Source organism: Pseudomonas sp. P4_C1, from assembly GCF_056402155.1.
On the sequence record NZ_JBFUHY010000021.1, the window covers coordinates 26257 to 53145 of the forward strand.

19 protein-coding genes are annotated in these 26889 nt (G+C 59.6%); 15 read left to right on the top strand and 4 right to left on the bottom strand.

The window, feature by feature from the left end:
• Positions 1-166: 166 nt before the first annotated feature.
• The 10 genes from AC1DU9_RS14790 to AC1DU9_RS14835 all read left to right on the top strand — a co-directional run bounded on the left by AC1DU9_RS14790 (position 167) and on the right by AC1DU9_RS14835 (position 12318).
• Entirely contained in the window at positions 167-1324 is a 1158-nt protein-coding gene (locus tag AC1DU9_RS14790; protein ID WP_477810412.1) for an efflux RND transporter periplasmic adaptor subunit, read from the top strand.
• Between the two features lie 15 nt (positions 1325-1339).
• Positions 1340-4438, top strand: coding sequence for a multidrug efflux RND transporter permease subunit (locus AC1DU9_RS14795; RefSeq protein WP_477810413.1), 3099 nt, complete (start codon positions 1340-1342; stop codon positions 4436-4438).
• 179 nt (positions 4439-4617) lie between these two features.
• The gene (locus tag AC1DU9_RS14800) at positions 4618-5259 is read left to right on the top strand and encodes a DUF1345 domain-containing protein (protein WP_477810414.1); all 642 of its coding nucleotides are present in this window, start codon (positions 4618-4620) and stop codon (positions 5257-5259) included.
• Positions 5260-5335: 76 nt separating this feature from the next.
• Positions 5336-6175 (top strand): AraC family transcriptional regulator, encoded by an 840-nt coding sequence (locus AC1DU9_RS14805; protein WP_223463098.1) that lies wholly within the window; start codon positions 5336-5338, stop codon positions 6173-6175.
• A 53-nt stretch (positions 6176-6228) separates the two neighbouring features.
• Positions 6229-6837 (top strand): LysE family translocator, encoded by a 609-nt coding sequence (locus tag AC1DU9_RS14810; RefSeq protein ID WP_223463097.1) that lies wholly within the window; start codon positions 6229-6231, stop codon positions 6835-6837.
• 140 nt (positions 6838-6977) lie between these two features.
• The gene (locus tag AC1DU9_RS14815) at positions 6978-8003 is read left to right on the top strand and encodes a LacI family DNA-binding transcriptional regulator (RefSeq protein WP_317851133.1); all 1026 of its coding nucleotides are present in this window, start codon (positions 6978-6980) and stop codon (positions 8001-8003) included.
• A 152-nt stretch (positions 8004-8155) separates the two neighbouring features.
• A complete protein-coding gene (locus AC1DU9_RS14820; protein ID WP_477810415.1) occupies positions 8156-8938 on the top strand; it encodes a sugar phosphate isomerase/epimerase family protein in 783 nt (260 codons plus the stop codon).
• A complete protein-coding gene (locus tag AC1DU9_RS14825) occupies positions 8931-9917 on the top strand; it encodes a sugar kinase (protein ID WP_411740715.1) in 987 nt (328 codons plus the stop codon). Before AC1DU9_RS14820 ends, AC1DU9_RS14825 begins: the two co-directional genes overlap by 8 nt.
• A 103-nt stretch (positions 9918-10020) precedes the next feature.
• Positions 10021-11319, top strand: coding sequence for an MFS transporter (locus tag AC1DU9_RS14830; RefSeq protein WP_223463095.1), 1299 nt, complete (start codon positions 10021-10023; stop codon positions 11317-11319).
• Between the two features lie 21 nt (positions 11320-11340).
• Positions 11341-12318: an NAD(P)-dependent oxidoreductase gene (locus AC1DU9_RS14835; protein WP_223463094.1), complete on the top strand. Its 978-nt coding sequence runs from the start codon at positions 11341-11343 to the stop codon at positions 12316-12318.
• A gap of 126 nt (positions 12319-12444) precedes the next feature.
• Here the strand turns inward: AC1DU9_RS14835 and AC1DU9_RS14840 are convergent, their stop codons facing one another.
• A complete protein-coding gene (locus tag AC1DU9_RS14840) occupies positions 12445-13632 on the bottom strand; it encodes a pyridoxal phosphate-dependent aminotransferase (protein WP_223463093.1) in 1188 nt (395 codons plus the stop codon).
• 291 nt (positions 13633-13923) lie between these two features.
• Here AC1DU9_RS14840 and AC1DU9_RS14845 point away from each other — a divergent pair, with 291 nt between their 5' ends.
• From AC1DU9_RS14845 to AC1DU9_RS14865, 5 genes are all read left to right on the top strand, one after another.
• Positions 13924-15189, top strand: coding sequence for an RHS repeat-associated core domain-containing protein (locus AC1DU9_RS14845; RefSeq protein ID WP_477810416.1), 1266 nt, complete (start codon positions 13924-13926; stop codon positions 15187-15189).
• 423 nt (positions 15190-15612) lie between these two features.
• Positions 15613-16167, top strand: a complete 555-nt coding sequence (locus tag AC1DU9_RS14850) for a fimbrial protein (RefSeq protein WP_223463091.1) — start codon at positions 15613-15615, stop codon at positions 16165-16167.
• 173 nt (positions 16168-16340) lie between these two features.
• Complete coding sequence (locus tag AC1DU9_RS14855; RefSeq protein WP_223463115.1) at positions 16341-17030, top strand: fimbrial biogenesis chaperone; 690 nt, start codon at positions 16341-16343, stop codon at positions 17028-17030.
• A 37-nt stretch (positions 17031-17067) separates the two neighbouring features.
• Positions 17068-19599, top strand: coding sequence for a fimbria/pilus outer membrane usher protein (locus AC1DU9_RS14860; protein ID WP_477810417.1), 2532 nt, complete (start codon positions 17068-17070; stop codon positions 19597-19599).
• Between the two features lie 101 nt (positions 19600-19700).
• A complete protein-coding gene (locus AC1DU9_RS14865; RefSeq protein WP_411740716.1) occupies positions 19701-20735 on the top strand; it encodes a fimbrial protein in 1035 nt (344 codons plus the stop codon).
• Positions 20736-20808: 73 nt separating this feature from the next.
• Here AC1DU9_RS14865 and AC1DU9_RS14870 read toward each other — a convergent pair whose 3' ends face one another.
• From AC1DU9_RS14870 to AC1DU9_RS14880, 3 genes are all read right to left on the bottom strand, one after another.
• Positions 20809-22272: a hypothetical protein gene (locus AC1DU9_RS14870; RefSeq protein ID WP_477810418.1), complete on the bottom strand. Its 1464-nt coding sequence runs from the start codon at positions 22270-22272 to the stop codon at positions 20809-20811.
• 134 nt (positions 22273-22406) lie between these two features.
• On the bottom strand, positions 22407-24620 hold the full coding sequence (locus tag AC1DU9_RS14875; protein ID WP_477810419.1) for an autotransporter outer membrane beta-barrel domain-containing protein: 2214 nt from the start codon (positions 24618-24620) through the stop codon (positions 22407-22409).
• A 230-nt stretch (positions 24621-24850) separates the two neighbouring features.
• Positions 24851-26842 carry a hypothetical protein gene (locus AC1DU9_RS14880; RefSeq protein ID WP_457265961.1) on the bottom strand — a complete coding sequence of 664 codons (1992 nt, stop codon included), beginning with the start codon at positions 26840-26842 and terminating at the stop codon, positions 24851-24853.
• Positions 26843-26889 lie beyond the last annotated feature (47 nt).

Below are 26889 nucleotides of genomic sequence, written 5' to 3' on the forward strand. Positions count from 1 at the left end.
GCGATGGCGGCGTATCTGGCGCAATAGAAATCAAGGACTGAAGGATATACGCCCTCACGCACACCTGAGTAAAACCCTTACACAATTTCACACAGCACCAACAAAGCTTCACCGCTACCCTCGCCTGCGCCCAGTAGGATGCTGGGGTCATTATTGGGGTTATTACATGTCAAACAATCTGCTTGCCAGGCTCAGCCTGATTGCACTGGCGCTGATGCTGGCCGCTTGCGACAAGGCGCCGACTGCCGAAGAGCAGACGCCGCTGGCCACGGTTCGCATCGAAACCATCGAAGCGCGGCCGCTGACCATCAGCAGCGAACTGAGCGGGCGGATTGCCGCACCGCGCATGGCCGAAGTGCGTGCCCGCGTGGCTGGCGTGGTCTTGCAGCGCACCTTCCGTGAAGGCAGTGATGTGAAACAGGGTGATGTGCTGTTCCGCATCGACCCGGCGCCGTTCAAGGCCGACCTGGACAGCGCCGAAGCGGCGTTGCGCAAGGCCGAAGCCAATGCGTTCCAGGCCCGGCTGCAGGAGCAGCGCTACGCCCGGTTGATCGACGACAAGGCCATCAGCGGTCAGGACTACGATAACGCCCGGGCCAACGCACGGCAGACCGCCGCCGACGTCGCCGGCAACAAGGCCGCGGTGGAACGCGCCCGGCTGAACCTCGGCTACGCCACCGTCACCGCGCCGATTTCCGGGCGTATCGGTCGCGCGCTGGTCACCGAAGGCGCGCTGGTCGGGCAGAACGAAACCACGCCGCTGGCGCTGATTCAGCAACTGAACCCGATTCACGCCGACCTGACCCAGTCCACCCGCGAACTCAACGAACTGCGCCGCGCCTTCCGTTCCGGCCAGTTGCAGCAGGTCGGCCAGGACCAGGCCAAGGCCACGCTGATTCAGGATGACGGCAGCCTGTACCCGCTGCCGGGCAAAATGTTGTTCAGTGACATCAGCGTCGACCCGGGCACCGGCCAGATCATCCTGCGCAGCGAGTTCCCCAACCCCGACCTCGACTTGCTGCCCGGCAGTTTCGTGCGCGTACGCCTGGAACAAGCGGTCAACCAGCAGGGCATTAGCGTGCCGCAACGGGCCATCCAGCACGACAGCGCCGGCATCGCCCAGGTGCTGCTGCTCGACGACGAACAGCGGGTCGGCCAGCAACCGGTCGAACTGGGCGCCGTGCAGAACGATCGCTGGATCGTCACCAGCGGCCTGAAAGCAGGCGACCGCATCGTCATCGAGGGACTGCAGCACGCCCGCCCCGGCGAGAAAGTGCAGATCGACGACACCCCTCTTCCACTTGCCCAGGTGACTGGTCAGTAAGCAGGACGCTTTTTTATGCCGCAGTTCTTTATTGACCGCCCGGTGTTCGCCTGGGTGGTTGCCCTGTTCATCCTGCTGGCCGGTGCGCTGGCCATTCCACAACTGCCGGTGGCGCAATACCCGGATGTCGCGCCGCCACAAATCGAAATCTACGCCGTGTACCCGGGCGCTTCGGCGCAAACCGTGGACGAGAGCGTGGTCAGCCTGATCGAGGAAGAGCTCAACGGCGCCGATCACCTGCTGTATTTCGAATCCCAGAGCAGCCTCGGCAGCGCGACCATCAAGGCCACCTTCCAGCCGGGCACCAACCCGGAACTGGCTCAGGTCGATGTGCAGAACCGCCTGAAAGCCGTGGAGTCACGCCTGCCACAAGCGGTGATCCAGCAAGGTTTGCAGGTGGAGAAAGTCTCCTCCGGTTTCCTGCTGTTGATCACCCTGACGTCCAGCGACGGCAAACTCGACGACGTGGCGCTCAGCGATTACCTGGCGCGCAACGTGATGAACGAGGTCAAGCGTCTGGACGGCGTCGGCAAGGCGCAGCTGTACGGCGCCGAGCGGGCGATGCGGATCTGGATCGACCCGCAAAAACTGCTTGCCTTCAATCTGACACCGGCGGACGTCAACGCCGCCATCGTCGCGCAAAACGCCCAGGTGTCGGCGGGCAGCATCGGCGACCTGCCGACCCGCACCACCCAGGAAATCACCGCGACCATTCTTGTCAAGGGTCAGTTGTCGACCCCCGAAGAGTTTGCCGACATCGTCCTCAAGGCCAATCCGGACGGTTCTACCGTGCGCGTCAGCGATGTGGCGCGGGTCGAGATCGGTAGCCAGGAATACCAGTTCTCCACGCGCCTGAACGGCAAGCCGTCCACCGCCGTCGCCGTGCAGTTGTCGCCCGGTGCCAACGCCCTGAACACCGCGACCCTGGTGCGGGCGAAGATGGATGAACTGTCGCGCTACTTCCCGGCGAACGTCGAATACAAGATCCCGTATGACACCTCCCCCTTCGTCAAGGTCTCGATCACCAAAGTGGTCTACACCCTCTTCGAGGCGATGCTGCTGGTGTTCGCGGTAATGTTCCTGTTCCTGCAGAACATCCGCTACACGCTGATTCCGACGCTGGTGGTGCCGGTGGCGCTGATGGGCACCTTTGCGACAATGCTGGCGCTGGGGTTTTCGATCAACGTGCTGACCATGTTCGGCATGGTGCTGGCCATCGGCATTCTGGTGGACGACGCCATCGTGGTGGTGGAAAACGTCGAGCGAATCATGACCACCGAGGGTTTGTCACCCAAGGAAGCCACGCGCAAGGCCATGCGGCAGATCACCGGGGCCATCATCGGCATCACCCTGGTGCTGGTCGCGGTGTTCATTCCGATGGCGTTCATGCAGGGCTCGGTCGGGGTGATCTACCAGCAATTTTCGCTGTCGATGGCCACGTCCATCCTGTTCTCGGCCTTCCTCGCCCTGACCTTGACTCCGGCCCTGTGCGCGACATTGCTCAAGCCGATTGCCAAGGGCGAACACCACGAAAAGACCGGCTTCTTCGGCTGGTTCAACCGTCGCTTCGAGCAACTGACCGAGCGCTATCAGGGCTGGGTTGCCTATGCACTGAAACGCAGCGGGCGTTTCCTGCTGATCTACGGTGTGCTGCTGGTGGGTCTGGGCGTGTGCTTCAGTCGTCTGCCCTCCTCGTTCCTGCCGGTGGAAGACCAGGGTTACACCATCACCGACATTCAATTGCCACCGGGCGCGAGCAAGAACCGCACAGTGCAGGTGGCCGAGCAGGTTGAAGCGCACAACGCCGGGGAACCGGGCATTCGTGACAGCGTGGTGATTCTCGGATTCAGCTTCTCCGGCAGCGGGCAGAATGCGGCGCTGGCGTTCAGCACGCTCAAGGACTGGTCCGAGCGTGGCAGTGACGATTCGGCCAGCTCGATTGCCGACCGGGCCAACGTTGCCCTCAGCCAGATCAAGGACGCGGTGACATTTGCCGTACTGCCACCGCCCGTGGATGGCCTGGGTACCTCCAGCGGATTCGAATTTCGCCTGCAGGATCGCGGCGGCCTCGGTCATGAGAAGTTGATGGAGGCTCGCACCGACCTGCTCGCGGCGGCCGAAAAAAGCCCGATCCTGATGAACGTGCGCGAAAGCGCCCTGGCCGAGGCACCGCRGGTGCAACTGATCGTCGACCGCAAGCAGGCCAACGCGCTGGGTGTGTCCTTTGCCGACGTCGGCAACGTGCTGTCCACGRCCGTGGGCTCGGCCTACATCAACGACTTTCCCAATCAGGGGCGGATGCAGCGCGTCGTGGTGCAGGCCGAGGGCGACCAGCGCAGTCAGGTGGCTGACCTGCTGAAGATTCACGTGCGCAACACCCATGAAAAAATGGTGCCGTTGTCGGCCTTTGTGCAGGCCAAGTGGACTCAGGGCCCGGCGCAGTTGACCCGCTACAACGGCTACCCGGCAATCAGCATTTCCGGTGAACCGACGCCGGGCCACAGTACCGGCGAGGCCATGGCCGAGATCGAGCGGCTGGTGGCGCAAGGCCCGGCAGGCCTGGGCCAGGAATGGACCGGGTTGTCGTTGCAGGAACGCCTGTCCGGTAGCCAGGCACCGATCCTGCTGGGGTTGTCGCTGTTGATCGTGTTCCTGTGCCTGGCGGCGTTGTACGAGAGCTGGTCGATCCCGACCTCGGTGCTGCTGGTGGTGCCACTGGGTGTGCTCGGCGCGGTGCTGGCAGTGACCTTGCGCGGGATGCCCAACGATGTGTTCTTCAAGGTCGGGCTGATCACCATCATCGGCCTGTCGGCAAAGAACGCGATCCTGATCATCGAGTTCGCCAAGAGCCTGTACGACGAAGGCCACGACCTGATCGACGCCACCCTGCAAGCGGCACGCCTGCGCTTGCGGCCGATTGTCATGACCTCGCTGGCGTTCATCCTGGGCGTGGTGCCATTGGCGATCGCCACCGGCGCCAGTTCGGCGAGCCAGCAAGCCATCGGCACCGGGGTGATCGGCGGGATGATCACCGCGACCCTGGCCGTGGTGTTCGTGCCGGTGTTTTTTGTGGTGGTGATGAAGCTGGTGCGCAAGCGACATAAAAACACCTGACCAAACACTGGTCCCTGTGGGAGCGAGCTTGCTCGCGATGGCGGTGTGTCAGTCGATGACTGTGTTGACTGTCAGCCCGCCATCGCGAGCAAGCTCGCTCCCACAGGGGGCCTCAGTGATTTCAAGAATGTGTTCACCTGGGCTAAGGTGATTGCACAGCCCCAATCCAACGAGCCTCCATGATCTTCCTCGCACGCACCCACCCTCGCCTGTCCGCCGCCATCCTGCTGGGCATCGCGGTGGGCTTTCTGGTTCCGGCCGATTCGCCGATCGGCAAGATCCTCATCGGCTGGAATGCCGGCGTCTGGATCTACCTGTTGCTGATGTTCTGGCTCACCGTGCGTTCGAAAGCGACTGACGTAAAACGCATCGCCGAAATCGAAGACGAAAACGCCGGGCTGGTGCTGGCGCTGGTGTGCATTGCGGCACTGGCCAGCCTGGCGGCCATCACCTTCGAACTGGCCGGCAGCAAAGACCTGGAAACCACCCGCAAGCTGCTGCACTACGGCTTCACCGCGCTGACCGTCATCGGCTCATGGCTACTGATCGGCGTCATCTTCAGCCTGCATTACGCCCGGCTGTATTACATCTGGGACGGCAAGGAACCGGCGCTGCGTTTTGCCGAAGGCCTGACGACCCCCAACTACTGGGACTTCCTGTACTTCTCGTTCACCATCGGTGTGGCGGTGCAGACCTCGGATGTCGGTGTGGCCACCCGGGGCATGCGCAAGATCGTGCTGGCGCAGTCGTTGATCGGTTTTTTGTTCAACACCGCCATTCTCGGGTTCTCGATCAACATCGCCGCCGGCCTGTTCGGCTGATGCCTGCACAAACGTTCTAGGCATGGTCCTCGGCCGAGGGGTTTAATAGCCCGGCAAACCGTTTCACAGGTACCCCATGAACACTCACAACTGGATCGACCTGGCCCAGGATGCCGACACCGGCATCGAGACCCTGCGCGCGCATTTCGAAGGTCACGCCTACGACCCGCACTGGCATGACAGCTATTTGGTGGGCGTTACCGAGCAAGGGGTCCAGCAATTCAATTGCCGACGGGCCAGGCACCAGAGCACGCCGGGCAAGGTGTTTCTGCTTGAACCGGGTGACATCCATGACGGCGAAGCCCCGACCGCCGACGGTTTCACCTACCGCATGCTGTACCTCGACCCACAGTGGTTGCAGCGTGAACTCAGTGCCGTGTTCGACCATGCCCCCGACAACAGCCAGCTCAGCTTCGCCGCCACCTTGGCCTGCGATGCGCGTCTGGCCCAGGCCACCAGCCTGGCGTTTGAAACCCTGCATCGCGGTGAACTGAAGATCGTCCGCCAGACCGCCCTCGACGGTTTGCTCGAGCGCCTGACCAGCCACTTGCACTGGCGCGCCCGCGATGGCCAGGACCCGCGTCTGCCGCGGGTGGCACAGAAAGCCCGGGAATACCTGCATGCCAACGCGCAATACGACATCGGCCTCGATCAACTGGCCGCCGTCACAGGCGTCGACCGCTTCCGCCTCTCCCGCGCGTTCAAGGCTGCCTATGGCATGGCGCCCCACGCGTATCTGGTGCAACTCCGCCTGGCCACCGCCCGCCGCCTGCTGGCCCGTGGCGAACAACCGGCGGCGGTGGCGATGGCGCTGGGCTTTGCCGATCAGAGCCATCTGGGGCGCTGGTTCATGCGTGCCTACGGCCTGACGCCGGCGCTGTACCGCAAACGCTGCTCAAATCTTCCAGACAGATAACCCCCGGGATTGTGAAGATCGACTTCACTGATCTTCACCGGAGTTAGCCCGCGATGCTGCCCTCGTTCCCGACGTTACTGCCGTTCCTGCTGTTTGCCTTTGTGGCTTCGATCACCCCCGGCCCGACCAATATTCTGGTGCTAAGCAACAGCGCTCGATACGGGTGGGTCGCGGCTGTGCCGATCATCGTCGGCGCCTGTGCCAGCGCTGCGACGCTCGTGTTGCTGGTGGGCACGGGCATCGGTTCATCATTGACCGCGTGGCCCGCCGTGCAAAGCGTCATGCAATGGGCCGGCGTGGCGTGGCTGAGTTATCTGGCCTGGCAGATTTTCAGCACCCCGGCGACTGCCATTGCCGCCCGCAACAGCGAAGCGCGCCTCGGATGGATGGGCGCCGCCAGCCTGCAACTGGTCAATCCGAAAACCTGGATGATGGCGCTGGCGGTGGTCAGCGTATTCGCCGGGGGTGGCGAGCATCGCGCCGTGCAGGTGGTGTATTTGTCCCTGGTGTTTTTTCTGGTTTCCCTGCCATGTCTCGCGGTCTGGGCGATGCTCGGCGCCGGTTCAAGCCGCTGGTTGCGCTCACCCCGTGCCATGCAACGCTTCAATCGCTGCATGGGCCTGTTGCTGCTGGGTTCGGCATGGTTGAGCGTGCTGGCCTGACGGTCACTTGTCGCTCATTGTTCGACAATCAACCATTAGGGGCTTGACGGCGAATTGGATTTTGGTGTCTTCTGAAACCGGTTTCAGTGCTGTCTCACGAAGCACTCGACCTTATAAATCCAATAAGAAGGTTTCAGACCGTGAACGATTTCTCCGCCGCCCAGCGCAGCCGCGTGACCATGCTTGACGTGGCCGAACACGCCAAGGTCTCCAAGGCCAGCGTGTCGCGGTTCATTGGCGAAGACCGTGCCCTGCTTTCCGATGCAATTGCCTTGCGCATCGAGCAGGCGATTGCCGAATTGGGCTACCGCCCGAACCAGATGGCCCGCGGCCTGAAGCGCGGCCGAACCCGCCTGATCGGCATGCTGGTGGCCGATATCCGCAATCCTTATTCGATTGCCGTGATGCACGGGGTGGAAACCGCGTGCCGTCGGCACGGCTACAGCCTGGTGGTGTGCAACACCGACCGCGATGACGAGCAGGAACGCCAGCACCTGGCCCTGCTGCGTTCCTACAACATCGAAGGCCTGATCGTGAACACCCTCGGCCACCATCGCGATGAATTGCGCGAACTGCACCGGGAAATGCCGCTGGTACTGGTGGACCGCAAGGTCGAGCAGCTCGAAAGCGATCTGGTCGGGCTGGACAACCCGGCGGCGGTCGAGATGGCTCTGACCCACCTTGAAGCCCAGGGCTACCGCGATGTGCTGCTAGTCACCGAACCCTATGACGGCACCAGTTCGCGAATCGAGCGGGTCAGCAGTTTCAAGGCGCGGATTGCCCAGCGTCCGGCGCTTCGCGGCACGCTCATCGAAACCGGCAGCGAACTGACTGCCCGACTGAAAACCTTCCTCGATGCGCCAGGTCCCGGCCCGAAAGCCCTGTTCTGCGCGAATGGGATTGCGGCGTTGGCCAGCACCCATGCCTTGCGGGAATTGCAGTGCAAGCTGTTCGAGGATGTCGGCCTGATCGCCCTCGATGACCTGGATTGGTACCCCTTGGTGGGCAGCGGCATCACTGCCCTCGCCCAGCCGACTGCCGAGATTGGCGCGAGCGCTTTCGAGTGTTTGCTCAAGCGTTTGCGTGGGGATGACGGTCCGGTGCGGACGGTGGATTTTTCGGCGCGGTTGATTGTGCGGGGGTCGACGCTTGGGAATTTGCGTTGAATGTTAAGACGCCATCGCGAGCAGGCTCGCTCCTACAGTGGATTTGTGAATATAGGCCCATTGTAGGAGTGAGCCTGCTCGCGATGGGGCCCTGACTAGCACCACAAAAAAATTTGAACAAAAATGAAACCGGTTTCAGAGGTAGAAAAACAATGAATAAACCACCCGTTTCCATCAGCCTCTCCAGCTACGGCGCCGACCTGGTGCGCCAACTCGGCCAAGGCAGTTTCATCGAGATTCTCGCCGCCGCCGGCGCCACGCGCATTGAGTGGCGTGAGGAATTACTGACCATCGAGGACCCCGCTCAACTGGCCGATGCCACTCAAGCAGAAGGCCTGCAGAGCGTGTATTCATCACCCATGGAGCTATGGCTGGCCGGGCAATCCAGACCCAACCCCGAACTGATCACGGCCCTGCAGCGCGCCCAGGCGTTCGGCGCCAAATGGCTGAAAGTGTCGTTGGGCTATTTCACCGACAACTGCGATCTGCAAACCCTCGCCCGAGTGCTGGGCGAAAGCGCCGTGCAGTTGCTGGTGGAAAACGACCAGACCCTGCACGGCGGCCGCATTGAACCCTTCCAGCGCTTTTTCGCGGACGTCGAGCGGCACGAGCTGCCGATCAAAATGACCTTCGATATCGGCAATTGGCACTGGCAGGACCAGTCCGCCGCCAGCGCCGCACGGTTGCTCGGTCGTCATGTCGGTTATGTGCACTGCAAAGCGGTCACGCGCCGTGCCGACGGCAAACTGGTCGCCATCCCGCCCGCCGCCAGTGACCTGCAACAGTGGGAACACCTGCTGCAGCACATGGCCCAGGGCGTTATGCGGGCCGCGGAATATCCGCTGCAAGGCGATGACCTGGTGCAACTGACCACCGAGCACGTCGCCGCCCTCGTCCACCTCGGCCAATCGCAGCTGGAGAGTGCTCATGTCTGAGATCGATATTCTGTCCTTCGGCGAGACCATGTCGATGTTCGTCGCCGAGCAGGCGGGTGATCTGGCCAGCGTCGGCGCTTTTCACAAACGCATTGCCGGCGCTGACAGCAATGTCGCCATTGGCCTTTCCCGACTGGGCTTCAACGTGGCATGGCTGAGCCGCGTCGGTGCCGATTCGCTGGGCCGGTTCGTGGTCGATACCCTGGAAAAAGAAGGCCTGGATTGCCGCCACGTCGACATCGACACCGCCCACCCGACCGGTTTTCAACTCAAGTCCCGCACCGACGATGGCAGCGATCCGGTGGTCGAGTATTTCCGCCGCGGCTCGGCGGCCAGTCACCTGTCGCCGCAGTCGATCATGCCCGAATTGCTCAAGGCCCGACACCTGCACGCCACCGGCATTCCTCCGGCGCTGTCGGAGTCGGCGCGGCAGATGTCGTTCGAATTGATGACCCGCATGCGCGCCGCCGGACGCAGCGTGTCCTTCGACCCGAACCTGCGCCCGAGCCTGTGGGCGAGTACGCAACAGATGATCACTGAAATCAACCGCCTCGCCGCCTTGGCCCATTGGGTGCTGCCGGGCTTGAGCGAAGGTCGGCTGCTGACCGGTTTCGAAGACCCCGCCGACATTGCGGCGTTTTACCTCGACCAGGGCGCCGAAGCCGTGGCGATCAAACTCGGGCCGCATGGGGCGTACTACCGCACCCACCAGGATCAGGGATTTGTCGCGGGCGTACCGGTGAATACCGTGGTCGACACCGTCGGTGCCGGCGACGGGTTTGCCGTCGGCATGATCAGCGCGCTGCTGGAAAACCATAGCTTTGCCGACGCCGTGAAGCGCGCCAACTGGATTGGCAGCCGGGCGGTGCAGAGTCGGGGGGATATGGAGGGGTTGCCTACCCGATCCGAAATGGTCAGCGAATTTGAGGCCACCATCGCGAGCAAGCTCGCTCCCACAGGGGATATGTGTCGAACCTAGATCCCTTGTGGGAGCGAGTTTGCTCGCGATGAGGCCAGTAAAGGCACCGAAGATTCAAACCGTTACCTGCTGCGACAAAAACAACAAGCTCAGGAGCACCACCATGAAAACCGCAACCCTCGCCACCCGCCGCTGGTGGTACATCATGCCCATTGTGTTCATTACCTACAGCCTGGCGTACCTCGACCGCGCCAACTACGGATTCGCCGCCGCATCCGGCATGGCGGCGGACCTGATGATTACGCCCGGCCTGTCGTCGATGCTCGGCGCGCTGTTCTTCCTCGGCTACTTTTTCTTCCAGGTACCCGGGGCGATCTACGCGCAGAAACACAGCGTGAAAAAGCTGATCTTCGTCAGCCTGATTCTCTGGGGCAGCCTGGCCACCTTGACCGGGATTGTCTCCAACGCCTGGTGGCTGATCGTCATCCGTTTCATGCTCGGCGTGGTCGAAGCCGCGGTCATGCCGGCGATGCTGGTGTACCTGTGCCACTGGTTCACCCGTGCCGAACGCTCGCGCGCCAATACCTTCCTGATCCTCGGCAACCCGGTGACCATGCTCTGGATGTCGGTGGTATCGGGCTATCTGGTGCAGCATTACAGCTGGCGCTGGATGTTCATCATCGAAGGTTTGCCGGCAGTGCTCTGGGCGTTTATCTGGTGGCGCCTGGCCGATGACCGTCCGGCCCAGGCCAAGTGGCTCAGCGACCAGGAAAAACAGGACCTGGAAAGCGCCCTGGCCGCCGAACAGGTCGGCATCAAGGCGGTGAAGAACTACGCCGAAGCCTTCCGCTCGCCGAAGGTGATCATCCTGGCCTTGCAGTTTTTCTGCTGGAGCATCGGCGTCTATGGCTTCGTACTGTGGCTGCCGTCGATCCTCAAGGCCGGGGCGCAAATGGACATGATCGAAGCGGGTTGGCTTTCGGCGTTACCTTATCTCGCCGCAGTGATCGGCATGCTGCTGGTGTCCTGGGGTTCGGACAAATTGCAAAAACGTAAACGCTTCGTGTGGCCACCGCTGTTGATCGCCTCGATTGCGTTCTACGGCTCCTACGCCCTGGGCGCGGAACATTTCTGGTGGTCCTACACCTTGCTGGTGATCGCCGGCGCTTGCATGTACGCACCTTACGGGCCGTTTTTCGCCATCGTTCCGGAAATCCTTCCGGCCAACGTGGCGGGCGGCGCCATGGCGTTGATCAACAGCATGGGTGCCCTCGGTTCGTTTGGCGGTTCCTATCTGGTCGGTTACCTGAACAGCTCCACCGGATCGCCCGGTGCGTCGTATCTGTTGATGAGCGGCGCACTGATGCTGTCGGTGGTGCTGACGTTGTGTCTCAAGCCAGGCGCCAGTGACCGGGTCGTGAACAAGGTTGCTGTACAACGGCCAGTGGCTACTCACCCTTGAATTGATGTTGAGATGACGACAATGAAAAAGCAGGTTGTGCTGTACAAGAAACTCTCGCCGGCGCTGATGGCTCGCCTGCAAGCGCAGGCCGAGGTGACGCTGATCGAAAGCCTCGATGCCGCAGGCCTGGCCAGTCTGCGTGATGCCCTGCCCCGGGCTCATGGCTTGCTCGGTGCCAGTCTGAAACTGGATGCCGAGCTGCTCGATCTGGCGCCACATCTGCAAGCCATCGCCAGCGTCTCGGTGGGCGTCGACAATTACGACGTCGACTACCTGACCGAACGGCGAATCCTGCTCAGCAACACCCCGGACGTGCTAACCGAAACCACCGCCGACACCGGGTTCGCGCTGATCCTGGCGACTGCCCGACGCGTGGTGGAACTGGCCAACGTGGTTCGCGCCGGCGAGTGGACGCGCAATGTCGGCGCTGCGCAATTCGGCACCGACGTGCATGGCAAAACCCTGGGCATCATCGGCATGGGACGGATCGGCGAGGCGCTGGCCCAGCGCGGGCATTTCGGTTTTGGCATGCCGGTGATCTACCACAGCCATACGCCGAAACCGGCGGTGGAACAGCGATTCGATGCGCAGTACAGGAGCCTGCCACAGTTGTTGCAGGAGGCTGATTTCGTCTGCCTCACATTGCCACTGACGGCTGAAACCGAAGGACTCATTGGTGCTGAAGAATTTGCCCTGATGGGGCCTGAAACGATCTTCATCAACATCTCCCGAGGCAAGGTGGTGGATGAAACCGCCATGATCGAAGCGCTGCATAACGGGCAGATTCGGGCCGCGGGGCTGGATGTGTTCGAGCGTGAGCCGTTGAATGCCGACTCGCCGTTGTTGCAGCTACACAACGTGGTGGCGACGCCGCACATTGGCTCGGCGACCCACGAAACGCGCGAGGCGATGGCGAAGTGTGCGGTGGATAATCTACTGGCGGCGCTGGGGGGTGAGCGGCCGAAGAATCTGGTGAATGTTCAAGCGTGGAAGGCCTGATGGATCTGGCGATTATGAGATAGCCTTCGCGAGCAGGCTCGCTCCCACAGGGTTTTGTGAACACCACAGATCAAAATGTGGGAGCGAGCCTGCTCGCGAAGAGGCCAGCCAATCTGCACAAAACCCTCAGGCCCGCCTCGCCTCCAGAAGCTGCGACGCACACGACGCAATCCGCCGACACGCATCGGCCAGCTTGCGCCTGTCCACTACCAGTCCAATCCGGATATGCCCCGCCGCACTCGGTCCAAACGCTTCGCCGGCCAGCACCGAAACGCCATAACCGTCCAGTAGTCGCTCGGCAAAACGCTGGGCCGACAGGCCGGTCTGGCGCACGTCGACCATCACGAACATCCCGCCATCCGGGCGTATCGGCCGCAGGCCCGCGCATCCGTCCAGGCTCGCGCACACCAGGTCGCGACGCTGGCGGTACTCCTCGCGCATCGACGCCACCTCGGGCAGCTCCTCTTCCAGGGCCCGTTGCGCCGCCTTCTGCACGAACTCCGGAATACCGAACAGCATGCACAGCGACAGATGTTCCAGGTGATCGGCCAAGGGCTTGGGCCCGATCACCCAGCCCACCCGCCAGCCACTCATGGCGTGGGATTTGGACAAGCTATTGATGGTCGCGGTGCGTTCGGCCATGTCCGGCAGGCTGGCCGGACTGATGTGGTCGCCCTCGTACAGCAGATCGCTGTACACCTCGTCACTGATCAGCCACACGTCATGCCGAATGCACAACGAAGCCAGTGCCTGCCAGATCTTCAGAGACAGGCTCGCACCGGAAGGATTGTTCGGGCTGTTGAGTAAAATGGCCCGGGTTCGTGGCGTGATCAGCGCCGCGACATCGCCCGGATCGACCCGAAAGCCGTTCTCCGGACACACCGCAACAGGCACGACTTTCGCCCCAATGGCACCGAACACGCCCTCATACGTCACGTACATCGGTTCGGCGACAATTACCTCGTCCCCCGGATCGAGCAGGCATTGCGCCACCGAATACACCGCACACTGGGCACCGGGCATGACGATCACATGCTCGGCATCCACCGCCTGCCCGCTCTGTCGCTGATGGCGACGGGCGATGCTGTCGCGCAACCGACGGTTGCCGCGGACTTCCGAGTAATGGGTGTCACCCGCCAACAAGCTGTCTATAGCGGCTAGAACGATAGGTTGCGGGGTATCGAAATCCGGGTCGCCGACCGAAAGCAGCAGTATATCGACGCCCTGTTCGCGCAATTGCACTGCGCGATTGTGTATCTGCCAGGCCGCGGCGCCTTCACCGGCGATGCGTTGGGTCAAGCCTGAATAGCGCATGTGGTTCTCCAGTCGCGCAGGTTCCTGAGTCAACCCTATCTCAATTCACCAAACGCGCCACCCTGGCATTCAAAATCCCTGGCATGGGACGAACGGTGGCGGGAATCGAAGTTTTTTTTTTTGGCAAAACACAGAAGATTCAGGAGGTTCCGGCGAATGAAGGAGGCTACCTGTAATTTGTGACAGGTCCCAAGAATTATTATTCGCGATATAAGAAGACCGAACCGACAGCCGCCCACACAGGCCTCTGACCATCTCGTCAATGCGCAACAAGGCAATCAGAGCGAGACTTTGCGTTTTTATCAGGGCCAGCAACTGAACGCTGTCGTTCAGGATGATCGCCAGACTCAAATCCTCTACAACCTGGACCAGCCCCTAGGGCAACAACAAACGGGTGACACTGCACAAACCTTGCTGTTGATGACTGACGCGAACAACAGCGTACTGGGTGAAAGCCAGCAACGTGACCTGCGCACGGCCGTCTACAGCGCCTACGGCGAACGCCACAGTGATGACGCGCTACAAAGCCTGCTGGCGTTCAACGGCGAAGTGCGTGACCAAGCCAGCGGTTGGTACTTGCTGGGCCGGGGTTACCGGGCTTACAACCCGTGCCTGATGCGCTTTCACAGTCCGGACTCGCTCAGCCCGTTCGGCAGCGGCGGGGTCAATCCTTACACGTACTGCCTGGGCAACCCAATCGCGCTGCGTGACCCGACCGGGCATGAGGCGATCGGCTGGAGTGGCAGGTTGCGGCGGCCGGATGAGGACCAGACGCCTTCATTGTCAGCGGGTGGGGGCGGTGACTGGCTGGCATGGGTGTTTGTGGGTGTCGGAGCACTGTTTACCGTGGGTGCCAGCGTTGCGGCATACAAATCCGTTGTCGTCGCTACAAAATTGGCTGGGAAGGCCTTGATCTCTGCCGCTATCGGTGCTGCGCTGCTTGTAACGAGTGCGACCTTGACCGCTGCAGCAACTGTCGCCAGTGGATACGCCACTGCGACCGGTGACGAGGAGGCAAACGAATGGGCAGGGTATTTCGGGATTGGGGCGTTTGTGACGGCGATACCCAGTATCGGCAGTGGCATTTTTGGGGTAGTGAATAAGTTCTTCACGAGGAGGGCTGCAAACTCAGCGTGGAAAGAGATGTTGGATGAGATACCCATTTACTTGGCACAACAGACGCGAGCAGCACCCAACGGCATGAATGCTGACCTGGGAGGACTTAATCGCTTTAGTCTTCCCGCAACGGTGGGCCCATCAGCACAACCACCGGCACCACCACCGGCACCACCAATTGCACAGGCATCAAGTTCACCGCTTCTCCGCACCCAGTCAGTCCCAAATCTTACTGACATACAGCAGGGGAGTTCAAACCTGAAACCGACTCCGCCCAGTGGACCTAAGCAAGTTGGTGAGACGAATCCGTTTATTCGGCAGCTCCAAGAAGCGACTTCAAATTTCAACGGCGATCCCCGCTCGGCTGCGAATCACGCAAATAGCAAGGTCAAAACCTTCATAGATGCTACGGTGAACGGTAGAACGGTTCGCCAGAATTAATACTTACTTAAACTTCGGCGGCAACTTATCAGCTTTGCCGCCGAAGCTTTTATCTTCCCATCGCCACTTCGATCTAAAATTCGATCACAACCAAGATACTTCCCAACGCCCGCCCCCAACCCCTTGCACGCCCTCCTCAAACATCCCTGATTAGTCATCAACATTTTTTGTCGCAACACAATTTGAAAAAAATAATATCAATACAAACAATATTTTACGAAAAAACATAGCCAATAGCCAGCATCGAGAGTATTCCTACACACCCCGTCGAAATATCAACATAACGATCACTATCCTAATTATAAAACCCCCTCTAAGATCCCTCCCGATCATGACTAACTGATCACAACCAACCCAGTACAAGTGCACCCATCTAAAACTACATCTTGTACTAACGCGCACCAAACCAACTAAGGATTCACCATGAAAAAACATCTACTCGCACTTTCCCTGGGACTTTCTGCTGCAGTGGCAGGCACTTCCGTGTATGCAAACACCGGCACCATCCATTTCGAAGGCAAGATCAAGAACAGCACCTGCCCGATTGAAATCATCAACCCGGAAGATGGCTCTGTCGGCAATCAGGTGAAAATGGGTAGCATCGAAGCATCCCGCTTTACCGCCGTTGACCAGGAGTACAGGGGCAAGAGCTTTGCATTACGCGTAAGTGGCGGTCCCGGTTGTGGCCTTAAGCCAGCTGACAACACCGCCAAAGTCACCTTCAACGGCACTGCACATGCGGACGACAGTGATTACTTCGCGGTCACCAGCACCCCTGATGGTGCCGGAGGCGTAGCGATCTCACTAAGGGATAGAAGCGGTGCCTCGATCGCGCCGGGCACATCGTCCGTCGATTACGATCTGGCAGATACCGGTTCTACCGACATGGTATTCAACGCCTACTACCGCTCCATCACCCTGCCAGTGACAGCCGGTGCGGCTTCGGCCGACGTCCCGTTCATCGTCACCATCAACTGATAGTCACCCTGCCCTCTTGAACACAGTGCCTGAGTGCGTCGTGTTCAAGCGGCATTTCGATACGTCCGGGTGCAATGTGCTCACCCGGGCGTATGGAGTTAGATCCCATGTCCCGCATACCCCCACCACCGGTAATTTCATGGCGTGCACTGGGCGTCGGCCTGACCGTGCTCATGCTCAATGTACAGGCCCCCACCGCCCAGGCGGCTTTGACCATCGGCGCCACTCGCGTGGTATTCGACAGCGACAAGCGCAGCACCTCGGTGATAGTCGCCAACCCCAGCAACCGGCCGTTCGCCGTGCAAACCTGGGTTAACACGGCCAGTGACGATGACACCGTTGCCGTTCCCTTCATCCCGTCCCCGCCCTTGTTTCGACTCAACCCCGGCAAGGAGCAGCAAGTACAGATCAATGGACTGCCTAACATGCTGCCAAGCGATCGCGAGTCGCTGTTCTATTTCAATGTGCAGGAAATTCCTCAGGCCGACGGCAATGACAGCAATGTCCTGAACATTGCCCTGCGCACCCGTATCAAGCTGTTCTATCGCCCCGTCCAGCTCAAGGACAACCCCGTCACACGCCTCAAGGACCTGCAATGGTCGATCAAGGACCTCAATGGCCAGCCACACCTGATGGTGGATAATCCGACCCCCTTTCACGTGTCATTTGTTCGTATCGAGATGACGGGCAACGGTGAGCATCAGGCGATCAAGAACCCGGACATGGTCGAGCCGCTCAGCCGCCAGACGTTCGCCCTCAAACCAGGCAAATCCAGTCAAGGCTTGCAGGTCGTGTTCTCGGCGATCAACGACTATGGCGGCTACACCGTGCCATTGACCGTGCCAATTCAACTGGCCCCCTGAGGCAGTGCTTCCGCACTAACTGCCAGGAACCATCACCATGACTTTTTCTTTACCCGCCCGCGGGTGCGCGGCCGTGCCTGCGCGTCTGCGCCTCGCTCAGTTGCTCTTCATCGGCAGCAGCGGTGCTCTTTTGCTGGAAATCAAGCCCGCCAATGCCGCTCAGCCGATTGAATTCCAGAGCGGTTTCATGCGCCAGAGCCCGGCACATGCCAGCGACGCCGGCGTCGCGGCCCTGCGCGCCCTGACCCATGCCCAGGACTTGGGACCTGGGCGCTATTGGGTTGATATTCAGGTCAACCTGCGTTACTTCGGCCAGCGCGAAATCACCTTCGAGCCCGGTCCCGAACGCGATCGTCTGTTGCCTTGCCTTTCTCCCGAATTGCTTGAAGAGTTGGGGGTTCGGCTCGACAGCCTGGCCGACCCGACGTTGTTGCGAAGCCCATGCGTCGATCTGTTCGCACTGATCCCCGGTGCCGAGGTCGACCTGGACGCCGGCAAGCTGTTGCTGTCGATTTCCATTCCACAAATCGCCATGCGCCGCGATGTCATCGGCCGCGTCGATCCGGAGCGCTGGGACTACGGCATCAACGCCGCCTTCGTTAATTACCAGCTGTCTGCGCAACAAGGTACCAGCCGCTATGGCGGGCGTAACACCTCTGACGATCTGTACCTCAACAGCGGCATCAATCTGGGCCCCTGGCGATTGCGCAGCAACCAGTCGATGCGGCAGGACGAAGAAGGTAAACGCGTCTGGAGCCGGGCTTATACCTATGCCCAGCGCGATCTGCCCGGCACCCATGCCAACCTGACATTGGGTGAAACCTTCACCGGCGGCGATGTTTTTCGTAGCGTGCCGATCAAGGGTGCGCTGATCAATTCGGACCTGGGCATGCTGCCCGACTCGGCCCAAGGCTATGCACCGATCATCCGCGGCGTGGCGCAATCGCGCGCCAAACTGGAGGTACTGCAGAACGGCTACCCGATTTATTCCACCTATGTCAGCGCCGGCCCTTATGAAATCGACGATCTGAGCACCGTGGGCGGCGGCGGCGAACTGGAAATCGTCCTGACCGAGGCCGACGGCCAGGTTCGGCGGTTTACCCAGCCCTACGCCACGCTCGGCAACCTGCTGCGTGAAGGTATATGGCGCTACAGCGGCGCGGTCGGACGCTACAACGCCACCGGCGACCTCGATGAGCCGCTGCTATGGCAAGGCACTCTGGCGATGGGAACCGTCTGGAACTCGACGCTGTATGGGGGCCTGATGGCCAGTGACTTCTATCGTGCCGGCACCCTGGGCATTGCGAGGGATCTGGGATCGATCGGTGCGGTGGCCCTGGACGTCACTCGATCCGACGCCGACATCGACACCCTTGACACGCAATCTGTTCATGGCATGAGTTATGCGCTCAAATATGGCAAATCCTTTGCGACCAAAACCAACCTGCGTTTTGCCGGGTATCGCTATTCGACCGAGGGCTATCGGGACTTCGATGAAGCCGTTCGCCAACGCAGCGCCAGCTCGACGTTCCACGGCAGCCGCCGCAGCCGCCTGGAGACTTCGATTTATCAGCATCTCTGGACCGGTAGCGCACTGAGCCTGAGTCTGTCCCAACAGGATTACTGGCACAGCACTTATCGACAACGTCAATTCCAGTTCACCTTCAGCACCCAACTCAAGGGGGTGAGTTACAACCTGTATGCCTCCCAATCGCTCAGCGATAACCGCAGCAACCGTGAGACCGACCGCCTGTTCGGCCTGAGTGCGTCGTTGCCCCTTGATTTTGGCCATTCCAGCAACGCGACCTTTGATGTACAGCGCAACCGCGACCGCTACAGCCAGCGAGCCAGCCTCGGCGGCAGCGCCGACGACAACCGGCTTAACTACAGCGTCAGCCTGAGCAGTGATGAAAGCCGCCGGCAATCGACAGCATTGTCGGTCGGTTATCAAGCGCCCTTTGGCGCTGTCGGTGCGGGGATGACCCAAGGCCAGGATTACCGCAGCGTTTCAGTCAATGCCAGCGGTGCCGTGCTGTTACACGCCGACGGTCTCGAGACAGGTCCTTATCTGGGCGAAACCAACGCTTTGATCGAGGTGCCAGGCATCGCCGGCGTCGGCGTCATGAACGCGGCGGGCACCAAGACCACCCGACATGGCTACGCCTTGGTGCCGCATATGCAACCCTACCGGGCCAATCAGGTGGTGCTGAAGACCGACGATCTGGGGCCCGAGGTAGAAATCGATAACGGCTCCGCCCAAGTCGTCCCCAGACGCGGCGCGGTCGTCAAAGCCACCTTCCCCGCACGCACGGTCAATCGCCTGATTATTTCTGGCCGAACCGCAAAGGGCCAGCCATTGCCTTTCGGTGCTCAGGTCAGCAATGCCGAAGGCACCCTCATGGGGATCGTCGGCCAGGCCGGGCAAGTGATGCTATCCACCGGCACCGATCCTCAGACCCTCGATGTTCACTGGGGAGAGCAAGCCGACCCGCAGTGCCGGCTGAGTATCGATCCTGAGAGCATGGAGCAGGCTCAAGGTTACCGATTACAGGAACTGACATGTCTTTGAGCATGAAGAAGTCGGCCCACACCCACGGCCGCCCATCAGGAAACACCATGAAACTCAAGATGCACCGAGTGCTGCGCGCCGCCCTGCTGGCCGCCGGATGTATGCCTCCATTGGCGCTGGCGGCCAATTGCGAATGGGTCCCCGCGGGGGGGCCGACCACCATGAACTATCAGAGGAACATGGGCACCCTGTACGTTCCTCGAGACGCCCGTGTCGGCACCATTATTGGCAGCATTGATATGAGTCATTTCACGCCTAACAACGCGAACATGCTAGCAAGCTGCCGTAACGATGGTAGCCATCGTCTGGAGTTCAACGCCCGCGCCACTGCACCGATCTTTCCTGGCCCGCTGGAGCCGATCAATGGAGAGGATGTCACTGGCAAAATCCTGCAAACCAATATTGCCGGCGTGGGCGTTCGAATAAAACTGGGCTTTCCACTCAATGGCGAGGGTACCACCTCTTTCGTCCCTATCGGCCGTCCGACCGTGCCCTATGATGGATTCAACGACAAAAACATATTGACAGCCATTCAGCTCAATAGCTTGAACAATCAGGTAACACTGGTGAAAACCGGCCCTTTGGCACCAGGCCCTCACAGCCTTGATGGTAGCGAGCTGTTCAGTGGGCATATCACTGATCTGGGCAAAGCGTTCGGATATGGATTGATTGGCACCATCATTCAGGCCCAATGCAGCGTCGGCGTCAACCCGGTCAGTGCCGACCCCGTACCACTTGGGAGTTGGGACACCACTGACTTCACCGGGGAGGGCTACACCACCACGCCGGTCCCTTTCAATATCACGTTGAGCCAATGCGAGACCGATCCGCGTGTAGGTTTCGTCGCGACGGCCAATATCCGCCTCGACGGCATCCTTGGGTCAGCCCCCATCGGCCCTACCACCGACGGCGTATTCAGCCTGACAACCGATTCGGATGCCAAAGGAATGGGCATTCAGATACTCAAGGGTGATGGTTCGCCCGTGGAGCTTGCCACCGAAGTGCCAATAACCGCGATATCGCCAGGCACCACCGTGCTGAATTTCAAAGCGCGCTTCTACCAGACCGAACCCACCACTGCGGTTCGCCCTGGTGTGGCCAAAGGTGCACTGAGCTTTACCCTCACCTACAAATAAACCCAGATAAGGGGTACCCGGAACGAAGGAGCGGGTTTGTCCTGTCAGACAAACCCGCTCCTCCAATCAAGCCTCAGGCAATGAGTTGCGGGGTCAATTTTCCAAACGTCTTCCAGGTCTGCAGGCTGTCGAAACTTACCTTGACCACCACCTCAAACCCCAGATTCAGTTTGAAACGTTGCAGATCGGCCTTTGCAATCCGCCCGACAGAAATGACTGGCGCCACTTCCGGAACCCGGGAGTCGGTGAGTATCGGGATCTCGAGTTTTTGACTGTTGCTGTCGACGCCTACCACGGTGACGGTAAGGTACTGATCGGTCGCCATGAAGGTCCAGCTTGCGAGCGTGAAGTCAGCGAACCCTGTCGTGAGGCTCGCGAGGCTGAGCTTGCCGCCCGCTACCTGGGTGCATTGCACACTGGGTAAACCGGTCAGCTCTTCAACCCGTAAACTGTAATTTTGCGACTTATGCGGGTCTGTCACACCGGGCTCGATGACCTCGTAATACACCGGCAAGGTCTTGCCCAGATGCTGAGCAATCTTGTCTTTTGGAATGTTGTACTCCCTGGAACCTGCCGAGACCGGCGTATTGGTTCTAAATTCGCCGACAGTCCCTGGCGCGGCCCATTGCACGAAGGCCTCTTCACCCTCGTAAATGACTGCGTCGGACGGGATAGTGACCGTGACACCGTTGACCCCATGGCTGGGGATCAGTACACCGCTCGATGCTCCCGACGACGCCTCCTTGACTTTTGATGGTGGCAATTTGCGCGGGATTGGCGTGGCGTCGACGTCCAACTCGACGAAATCCACAGACTTGCTGACGTTRCCAGCCCGGTCTTTGATCTCGTATCGCACGTACCGCACGCCATTGCCCCGATCACGTATCAGATCTCCAGTAACGTTGAACTTAACAGGCAAGGTGTAATTGGTATCGTTAAGCTCAATGACGCCGCCAGGGTTCTCATCACTCAGTCTTACCCCCCAATGCCAAGTGATGCGGTCCCAGGGTCGGGGGGCTGTATAGCCAGGCAGTTCAACCTTTACCTGATCGCTGTTTTGCTCGAGGTAGCGGGCGGTGAGTTTGTTGGACGGGAGCACTTCACGAGGGAAAATCAGTTTGCTGTCGGCCGCCAGAACAGGGGCCATGATATCGAGCGTGATCACCAGATCTTCGGAAAACTCTTGCGCCCCGTTATAAATCGTGAACCGATAAGCCAACCGGTGTTGACCTTCATTACCTACGTTTCTCAACCACGCTTTGGGCAACCAGACAAACTGATCCGAATCCTCGATGGGGGCGCTCCACTCCCGTTTAGAAATCGGGATCGAGGTGTCGTCAACATAGTCAACGAACAGTTCGACTGTTTCCTCGTCGGCCGAGGGATCCGAGTGAGCCGGCACTGTGAACCATACTTTCAAATCGTCATGGGTCAACGTCGCTGGAATCAGGTTCGGCTCCCCTCCCGGCACTTCGGGAAGCAATCCTGACACCTCGGGTTGTGGCATTTTGATATCACTGAAAATACTCATGACCATGAACAAGACTCCTCAGCAAAAGTGCGCCGGAGAAATCATCCAGTCCCCTGAACAACTCTCCCGCGCCCCACGAAAAGAATATTGAATGCACGGTGTAACGGTTTGCCTCAGCCCGGTGACATCAAGTCATCCGACTACCAGTTGTAACGAACACCGACATTGGCGCCCCAAGGCTGCTCGATCTTGTCGCCATTGCTGTAATCAAGATCAACGTGCATCGACACCCTGTCGGTCACAGTCATCGCCACGCCCGCGCCCAACTCGCCGCGAGAACCCGACAAATCATTACTGAAACGGTTGCTGTTGACTTCGACGTCACTGTTCTTGGCGAATTCATGCACGTAAGCGGCGCGCAGATACGGCTGCACCACCTTGCCTTCACTGAGGGTGAAATTGCGTCCGACCGTGGAGCCCAGCTTGGCCAGCAACGAGCGTGAGCGGTCGCCGTCAGCTGACAAGCCATTGTCCAGATCGTATTTCGCGCCCTCGAAGGTCACGGCGGACAGTTGGGTAAACGGCTCGACAAAGTAGTCATCCGCCAGCTTGATGTTTCGCCCAAACTCCAGCGATGCACCGATGCCGTCAGTGTCGTAATTGCCCTTGGTTTTCTTGCCGTCGCTGAGTTGAACGTCAGATTCGTTCTGGAACCGGTTGTATTTGATGACACCGTCGAAGTAATACCCGCTCTGCGCATCCAGCCAGGTGGTATAGGCGCCCAGGTAGTAGCTGTCGACTTCGCCGGTGGTGCCACGGCTCATGTCCAGGTCGGACTGGCTGTAACCGCCCAGCACACCGACCAGCCATTGCCCGCCGCCCATGGGCAGCGGCGCATCGGCACCGAACGAAATGCCTTGCTGGGTTTGCTTGTAGGCCACGCCGGCACTGTCACTCACGTTGTATTTGTTGCCGTAGGCACGGACCCAGCCACCGGCCTTGCCCTGATCCATGCGCACCTCGCCCATGCGGGTGCGCAACGTGCTGAGCTCACCGTACCAGACCGTCGGGGCCGCATTGAACAACGCCATGACCGACTGTGTACCGGGGCTGATCGTCTTTGTGGCCGTATCCAGCACCCAGTCGTTGTCGCCTTGCTTGATCAAGTCGTAGGAAAACGCCCCGAGGTTCACGGCACCACCGGCCAGGGCGAATGTTGCGTCACCCGAGCCGATATGCACCACCGCCTTGGAACCAGCCCCTGCCGGCTCTGTGCCCTGGCTGTCGAGGGCGACAAGATGGTTGCCACTGGCATTGCCAGACACGGTCAGGGTATCCACCTGCCCGGTGGTGAAGTCGTTGTGCATATGGAACGTTCCCCCCGTACCCGACAGGGTTTCCACGGAGAGATTGAAAKACTGCCCCGGGTTGCCGAACTGGACGCCACCGCCGTTGAGCGAAAGGTTCTCGACACTACCGTCACCGACCATCACCCAGAGCGCATTGTTGTTGACCGCCAGGTTCTGAACGTTTTCCAGGCGCCCGGTCAGGGTTGCAGACTGGTCGAGCAACACGTCGGCACTGCTGCCGTCGGCCACGACGATATCGCCGACCAGATGGCTGTTGTTGACGTTGAAATTAGCTGCAGAACCGTTGGTGACTTCCAGCAGCGTGCCGTTTCCCCCTTTCAACGTAGAACCGTTCGTGACCGTGATATTGGCCCGCTCGGAGTTGGTTTGGGTCTGGCCGTTGACAATAATGGCCGAGCCACTCAAGCCCTCGACATGGGTCTTGTCAAGAATCAGTGCATTGTTCGCTGGCAGGTTGCCCGCGGTGAACAGGCTGACACCGTTGAGCCCGCCGACGATCGTGCTGCCAGTCGCCTGTACCTTGCCGCCGAAGCTTTGAATACCAATGCCGTCAGCGTTGCGAGCGGTGACCGTGGTGCCGGACTCCAGCGTCAGCTCCGATTGCGCGCTGAGGCTTGCGCCAAACTGGCCGCCGGTGATCTGGCTGGCGCTGACCCGTGCAGTTGAGCCACCGTTGGCCGTGCCGATCAGACGCAATCCAGTGCGATCACTGACGACCCGACTGTTGGTAATGCTCGCCTCACTGTTGGACAGTTCGATGCCGTTGCTTGTACCCAAGGCCGTCGCCGTGGTGCCGTTGAGTGAAAGCTTCGACCCCGTCTCGACACGAATCTGGTTAGTGGCGGCACCGTTGGCCGTCAGACTGGAACCGCCTCGCACCAACCAACTGTCCTGCGTCGTGGTTGCGTCGATGGTCATGGAGGCGCCATTTTCAATCGTTGAAAGTGCCAGCGCGCACGGACTGATCAATAGCATCGGCGCAAAGGTGGCAAGCTTGAGCTTGCGTGCGAGCGGCGAAAATGAAAATGAATGTCTGACGTACATGAGGTCGCTCCTGAGTCTGTCGGCTATAGGCAAAAACTCCACCTACTGGCGCTTTTCCAGATCGTGTATCTGTTGGGGCGGCAATCCTAAGAAACTTCCTACACCAGATATGTAGGAGTAATCCGAAACAACACTTGAGTACTCCCTTCCAACTGGGTAGCCGATGTTCACAAGTGTTGAGCCAGAGTCGACACGGACGGCAAACATCCGAATCGACTCTGTGATTTCACCTAAGGCACTATTGGGCAAGGATCATTCGGCCTGTGGAACGCTGTGCGACTGACCAACGCCTCAGACTCGACCGTCTCTGTTCCATCATCGAAGAAATACTGGATCTTCACTCGCCCCCGGCGAGTCGTCGGATTCTGGTCATAAAGCGGCTGGATATAAGTGGCGTAAGGCTCAACCCGAAATTCGAAGCCGGTCACGGGCGTACCCGCACTACCCAAGTCAAAATCCTTTTCGAACTTCACGTTGGGAATGGGATTGTCGGGCGAGGACAAGTCATCCCCTATCATGGGAGTGAACTCGAAACTGATGGTGTCGCCATCGTCTAGCAGCCCCGTCAGATCGGGTATTCGCACCAACAGCGCGCCATCAGACTCCAGCGCCGAACACCCCGGATAACCGGCTGGATTGGGGATTTTCGGAAAGCTTGCAGCGGGCAACTCAACTGCTACCGCATTGACCTCAACGTCCGTGGTTTTGGAATCCTGGTCGTTTTCCACACCAGGCCGGTGGACCCGATAGTGCACTGGTACGGGGTCGCCATTGCCACCGTCTCTGATGTATTTCCAAAGGATATCAACCGTAAGGTCATCGCCAGGCGTATGGGTTGCTGCGTCAAAAATGACCTGTGCCTCAACGACTCTCAGCCCGTTCCAGAAAAAATCAACGACATCATCATCCTTTGCCGAGGCATACCACTTGAAGGTGAATTTGGCGTCCTTGCCCTTGTCAGCCCTTATCAGCTGATTGGTCCGGCTGTCATCGAAGTTTTTGACTTCACCGGCGAGCAGGTCTGGATGAACAGGATTCGGCCAATCAATGGGGGGCCACGGAATCCATGGAATAGGTACCTCGAAGTTCACTGGAAAGTTGGCGGACTGAGGGCCGAACGGGCGGCCCTTGCGGAAAATCTGATAACTGACCGGTGTCGCTTTGGTTCCGGTGCTGGCCTGCCCGTACTCATTCAACATGAGCACGGCAGGCAACACCGGAACTTCCATGGTGGATATGTTGAGAAAGTCAAGGTCCGGCTCTACGCGAGTGGCGCCCCATGTAACACGAACCTTGTCACCAGCCTTCCAGTTATCGTACTTGTCGATCCAGACACTCACACCCGCTCGAACATGTTCGTTCACCAACGGCCCCGGGTCCGCTTGCGGAACTTTCGGTGGTTTTAAATTTGCGGGCAGAGGCCCGAAGGTCAGGCCAACCAATTTGTGCACAGACACTGCGCTGGGGTTTTGCGCCTCATCAATCAACACATAAAGAAGCACACATTCCGCATCGCCAAAAGCACGGATCTTATCGGCAGGAACCTGCACCGGTGTATCGCTGATACCGGGTGACGGAACATTGTCGAAAAACACCAACTCGGCATCCGTCGGATCAGGCGGAATTTGCGCAGCATCCACCAGATAGATGGCAATTTTATCTTTTGCTTTCCAGTCCGGATAACCGGGAACCGTAACAGTGAGGTTTCCTCCAGCGGGCAGATTGGTGTCATCCAGGTAATCAGCAGCGAGTTTCAGTGCATCGGGGGGCAAGTGCTTGTAGGGTGGCAAACGATCGCAAATGACCGTTGTTTCCTGAGAAGGAGTTTCCTCTTCGTTGTAACTGGTAATGATGTACTGCAGTTTGCACGTCGCGTCATCCGGAAGACTATTGACACCGATAGTCATGGGATAAGGGAACTTCTCCGGGAAGGGCGCAATGAACTCGTGATAGCCGACCTCCTCCCAGCCCGCTCCGCTATCAAAATAAAGCCTGACTTCATCACTGGCACCTGGCGGGGCCGCGTTGTCCCATTCCGGGATATAAACCGTCAGCCCGCTGGCCAGCCTGGGTCCGTTGAGCAGCCCCGTTGCAGCGTCGGCATAATCCTCAGATTTGATCTCGATCACCATATCGGCAAGATTTGCCCGATACTCCGTGCGCATTTTCAAATAGGCCGCGCTTGCCTCCTGTCGTTGCAGCTTGCTCGCTTGAGTTGCCATGTCCCGCTCTCCTGGTAGCCACTTGAACCATCGGCCATGTAATGGCC

Excerpts from the sequence above, each read along its gene's own strand:
- AC1DU9_RS14790 (WP_477810412.1), top strand. The coding sequence starts at position 167 with ATGTCAAACAATCTGCTTGCCAGGCTCAGCCTGATTGCACTGGCGCTG.
- AC1DU9_RS14800 (WP_477810414.1), top strand. The coding sequence starts at position 4,618 with ATGATCTTCCTCGCACGCACCCACCCTCGCCTGTCCGCCGCCATCCTG.
- AC1DU9_RS14805 (WP_223463098.1), top strand. The coding sequence starts at position 5,336 with ATGAACACTCACAACTGGATCGACCTGGCCCAGGATGCCGACACCGGC.
- AC1DU9_RS14810 (WP_223463097.1), top strand. The coding sequence starts at position 6,229 with ATGCTGCCCTCGTTCCCGACGTTACTGCCGTTCCTGCTGTTTGCCTTT.
- AC1DU9_RS14820 (WP_477810415.1), top strand. The coding sequence starts at position 8,156 with ATGAATAAACCACCCGTTTCCATCAGCCTCTCCAGCTACGGCGCCGAC.
- AC1DU9_RS14825 (WP_411740715.1), top strand. The coding sequence starts at position 8,931 with ATGTCTGAGATCGATATTCTGTCCTTCGGCGAGACCATGTCGATGTTC.
- AC1DU9_RS14830 (WP_223463095.1), top strand. The coding sequence starts at position 10,021 with ATGAAAACCGCAACCCTCGCCACCCGCCGCTGGTGGTACATCATGCCC.
- AC1DU9_RS14835 (WP_223463094.1), top strand. The coding sequence starts at position 11,341 with ATGAAAAAGCAGGTTGTGCTGTACAAGAAACTCTCGCCGGCGCTGATG.
- AC1DU9_RS14840 (WP_223463093.1), bottom strand. The coding sequence starts at position 13,632 with ATGCGCTATTCAGGCTTGACCCAACGCATCGCCGGTGAAGGCGCCGCG.
- AC1DU9_RS14850 (WP_223463091.1), top strand. The coding sequence starts at position 15,613 with ATGAAAAAACATCTACTCGCACTTTCCCTGGGACTTTCTGCTGCAGTG.
- AC1DU9_RS14855 (WP_223463115.1), top strand. The coding sequence starts at position 16,341 with ATGCTCAATGTACAGGCCCCCACCGCCCAGGCGGCTTTGACCATCGGC.
- AC1DU9_RS14860 (WP_477810417.1), top strand. The coding sequence starts at position 17,068 with ATGACTTTTTCTTTACCCGCCCGCGGGTGCGCGGCCGTGCCTGCGCGT.
- AC1DU9_RS14865 (WP_411740716.1), top strand. The coding sequence starts at position 19,701 with ATGCCTCCATTGGCGCTGGCGGCCAATTGCGAATGGGTCCCCGCGGGG.
- AC1DU9_RS14880 (WP_457265961.1), bottom strand. The coding sequence starts at position 26,842 with ATGGCAACTCAAGCGAGCAAGCTGCAACGACAGGAGGCAAGCGCGGCC.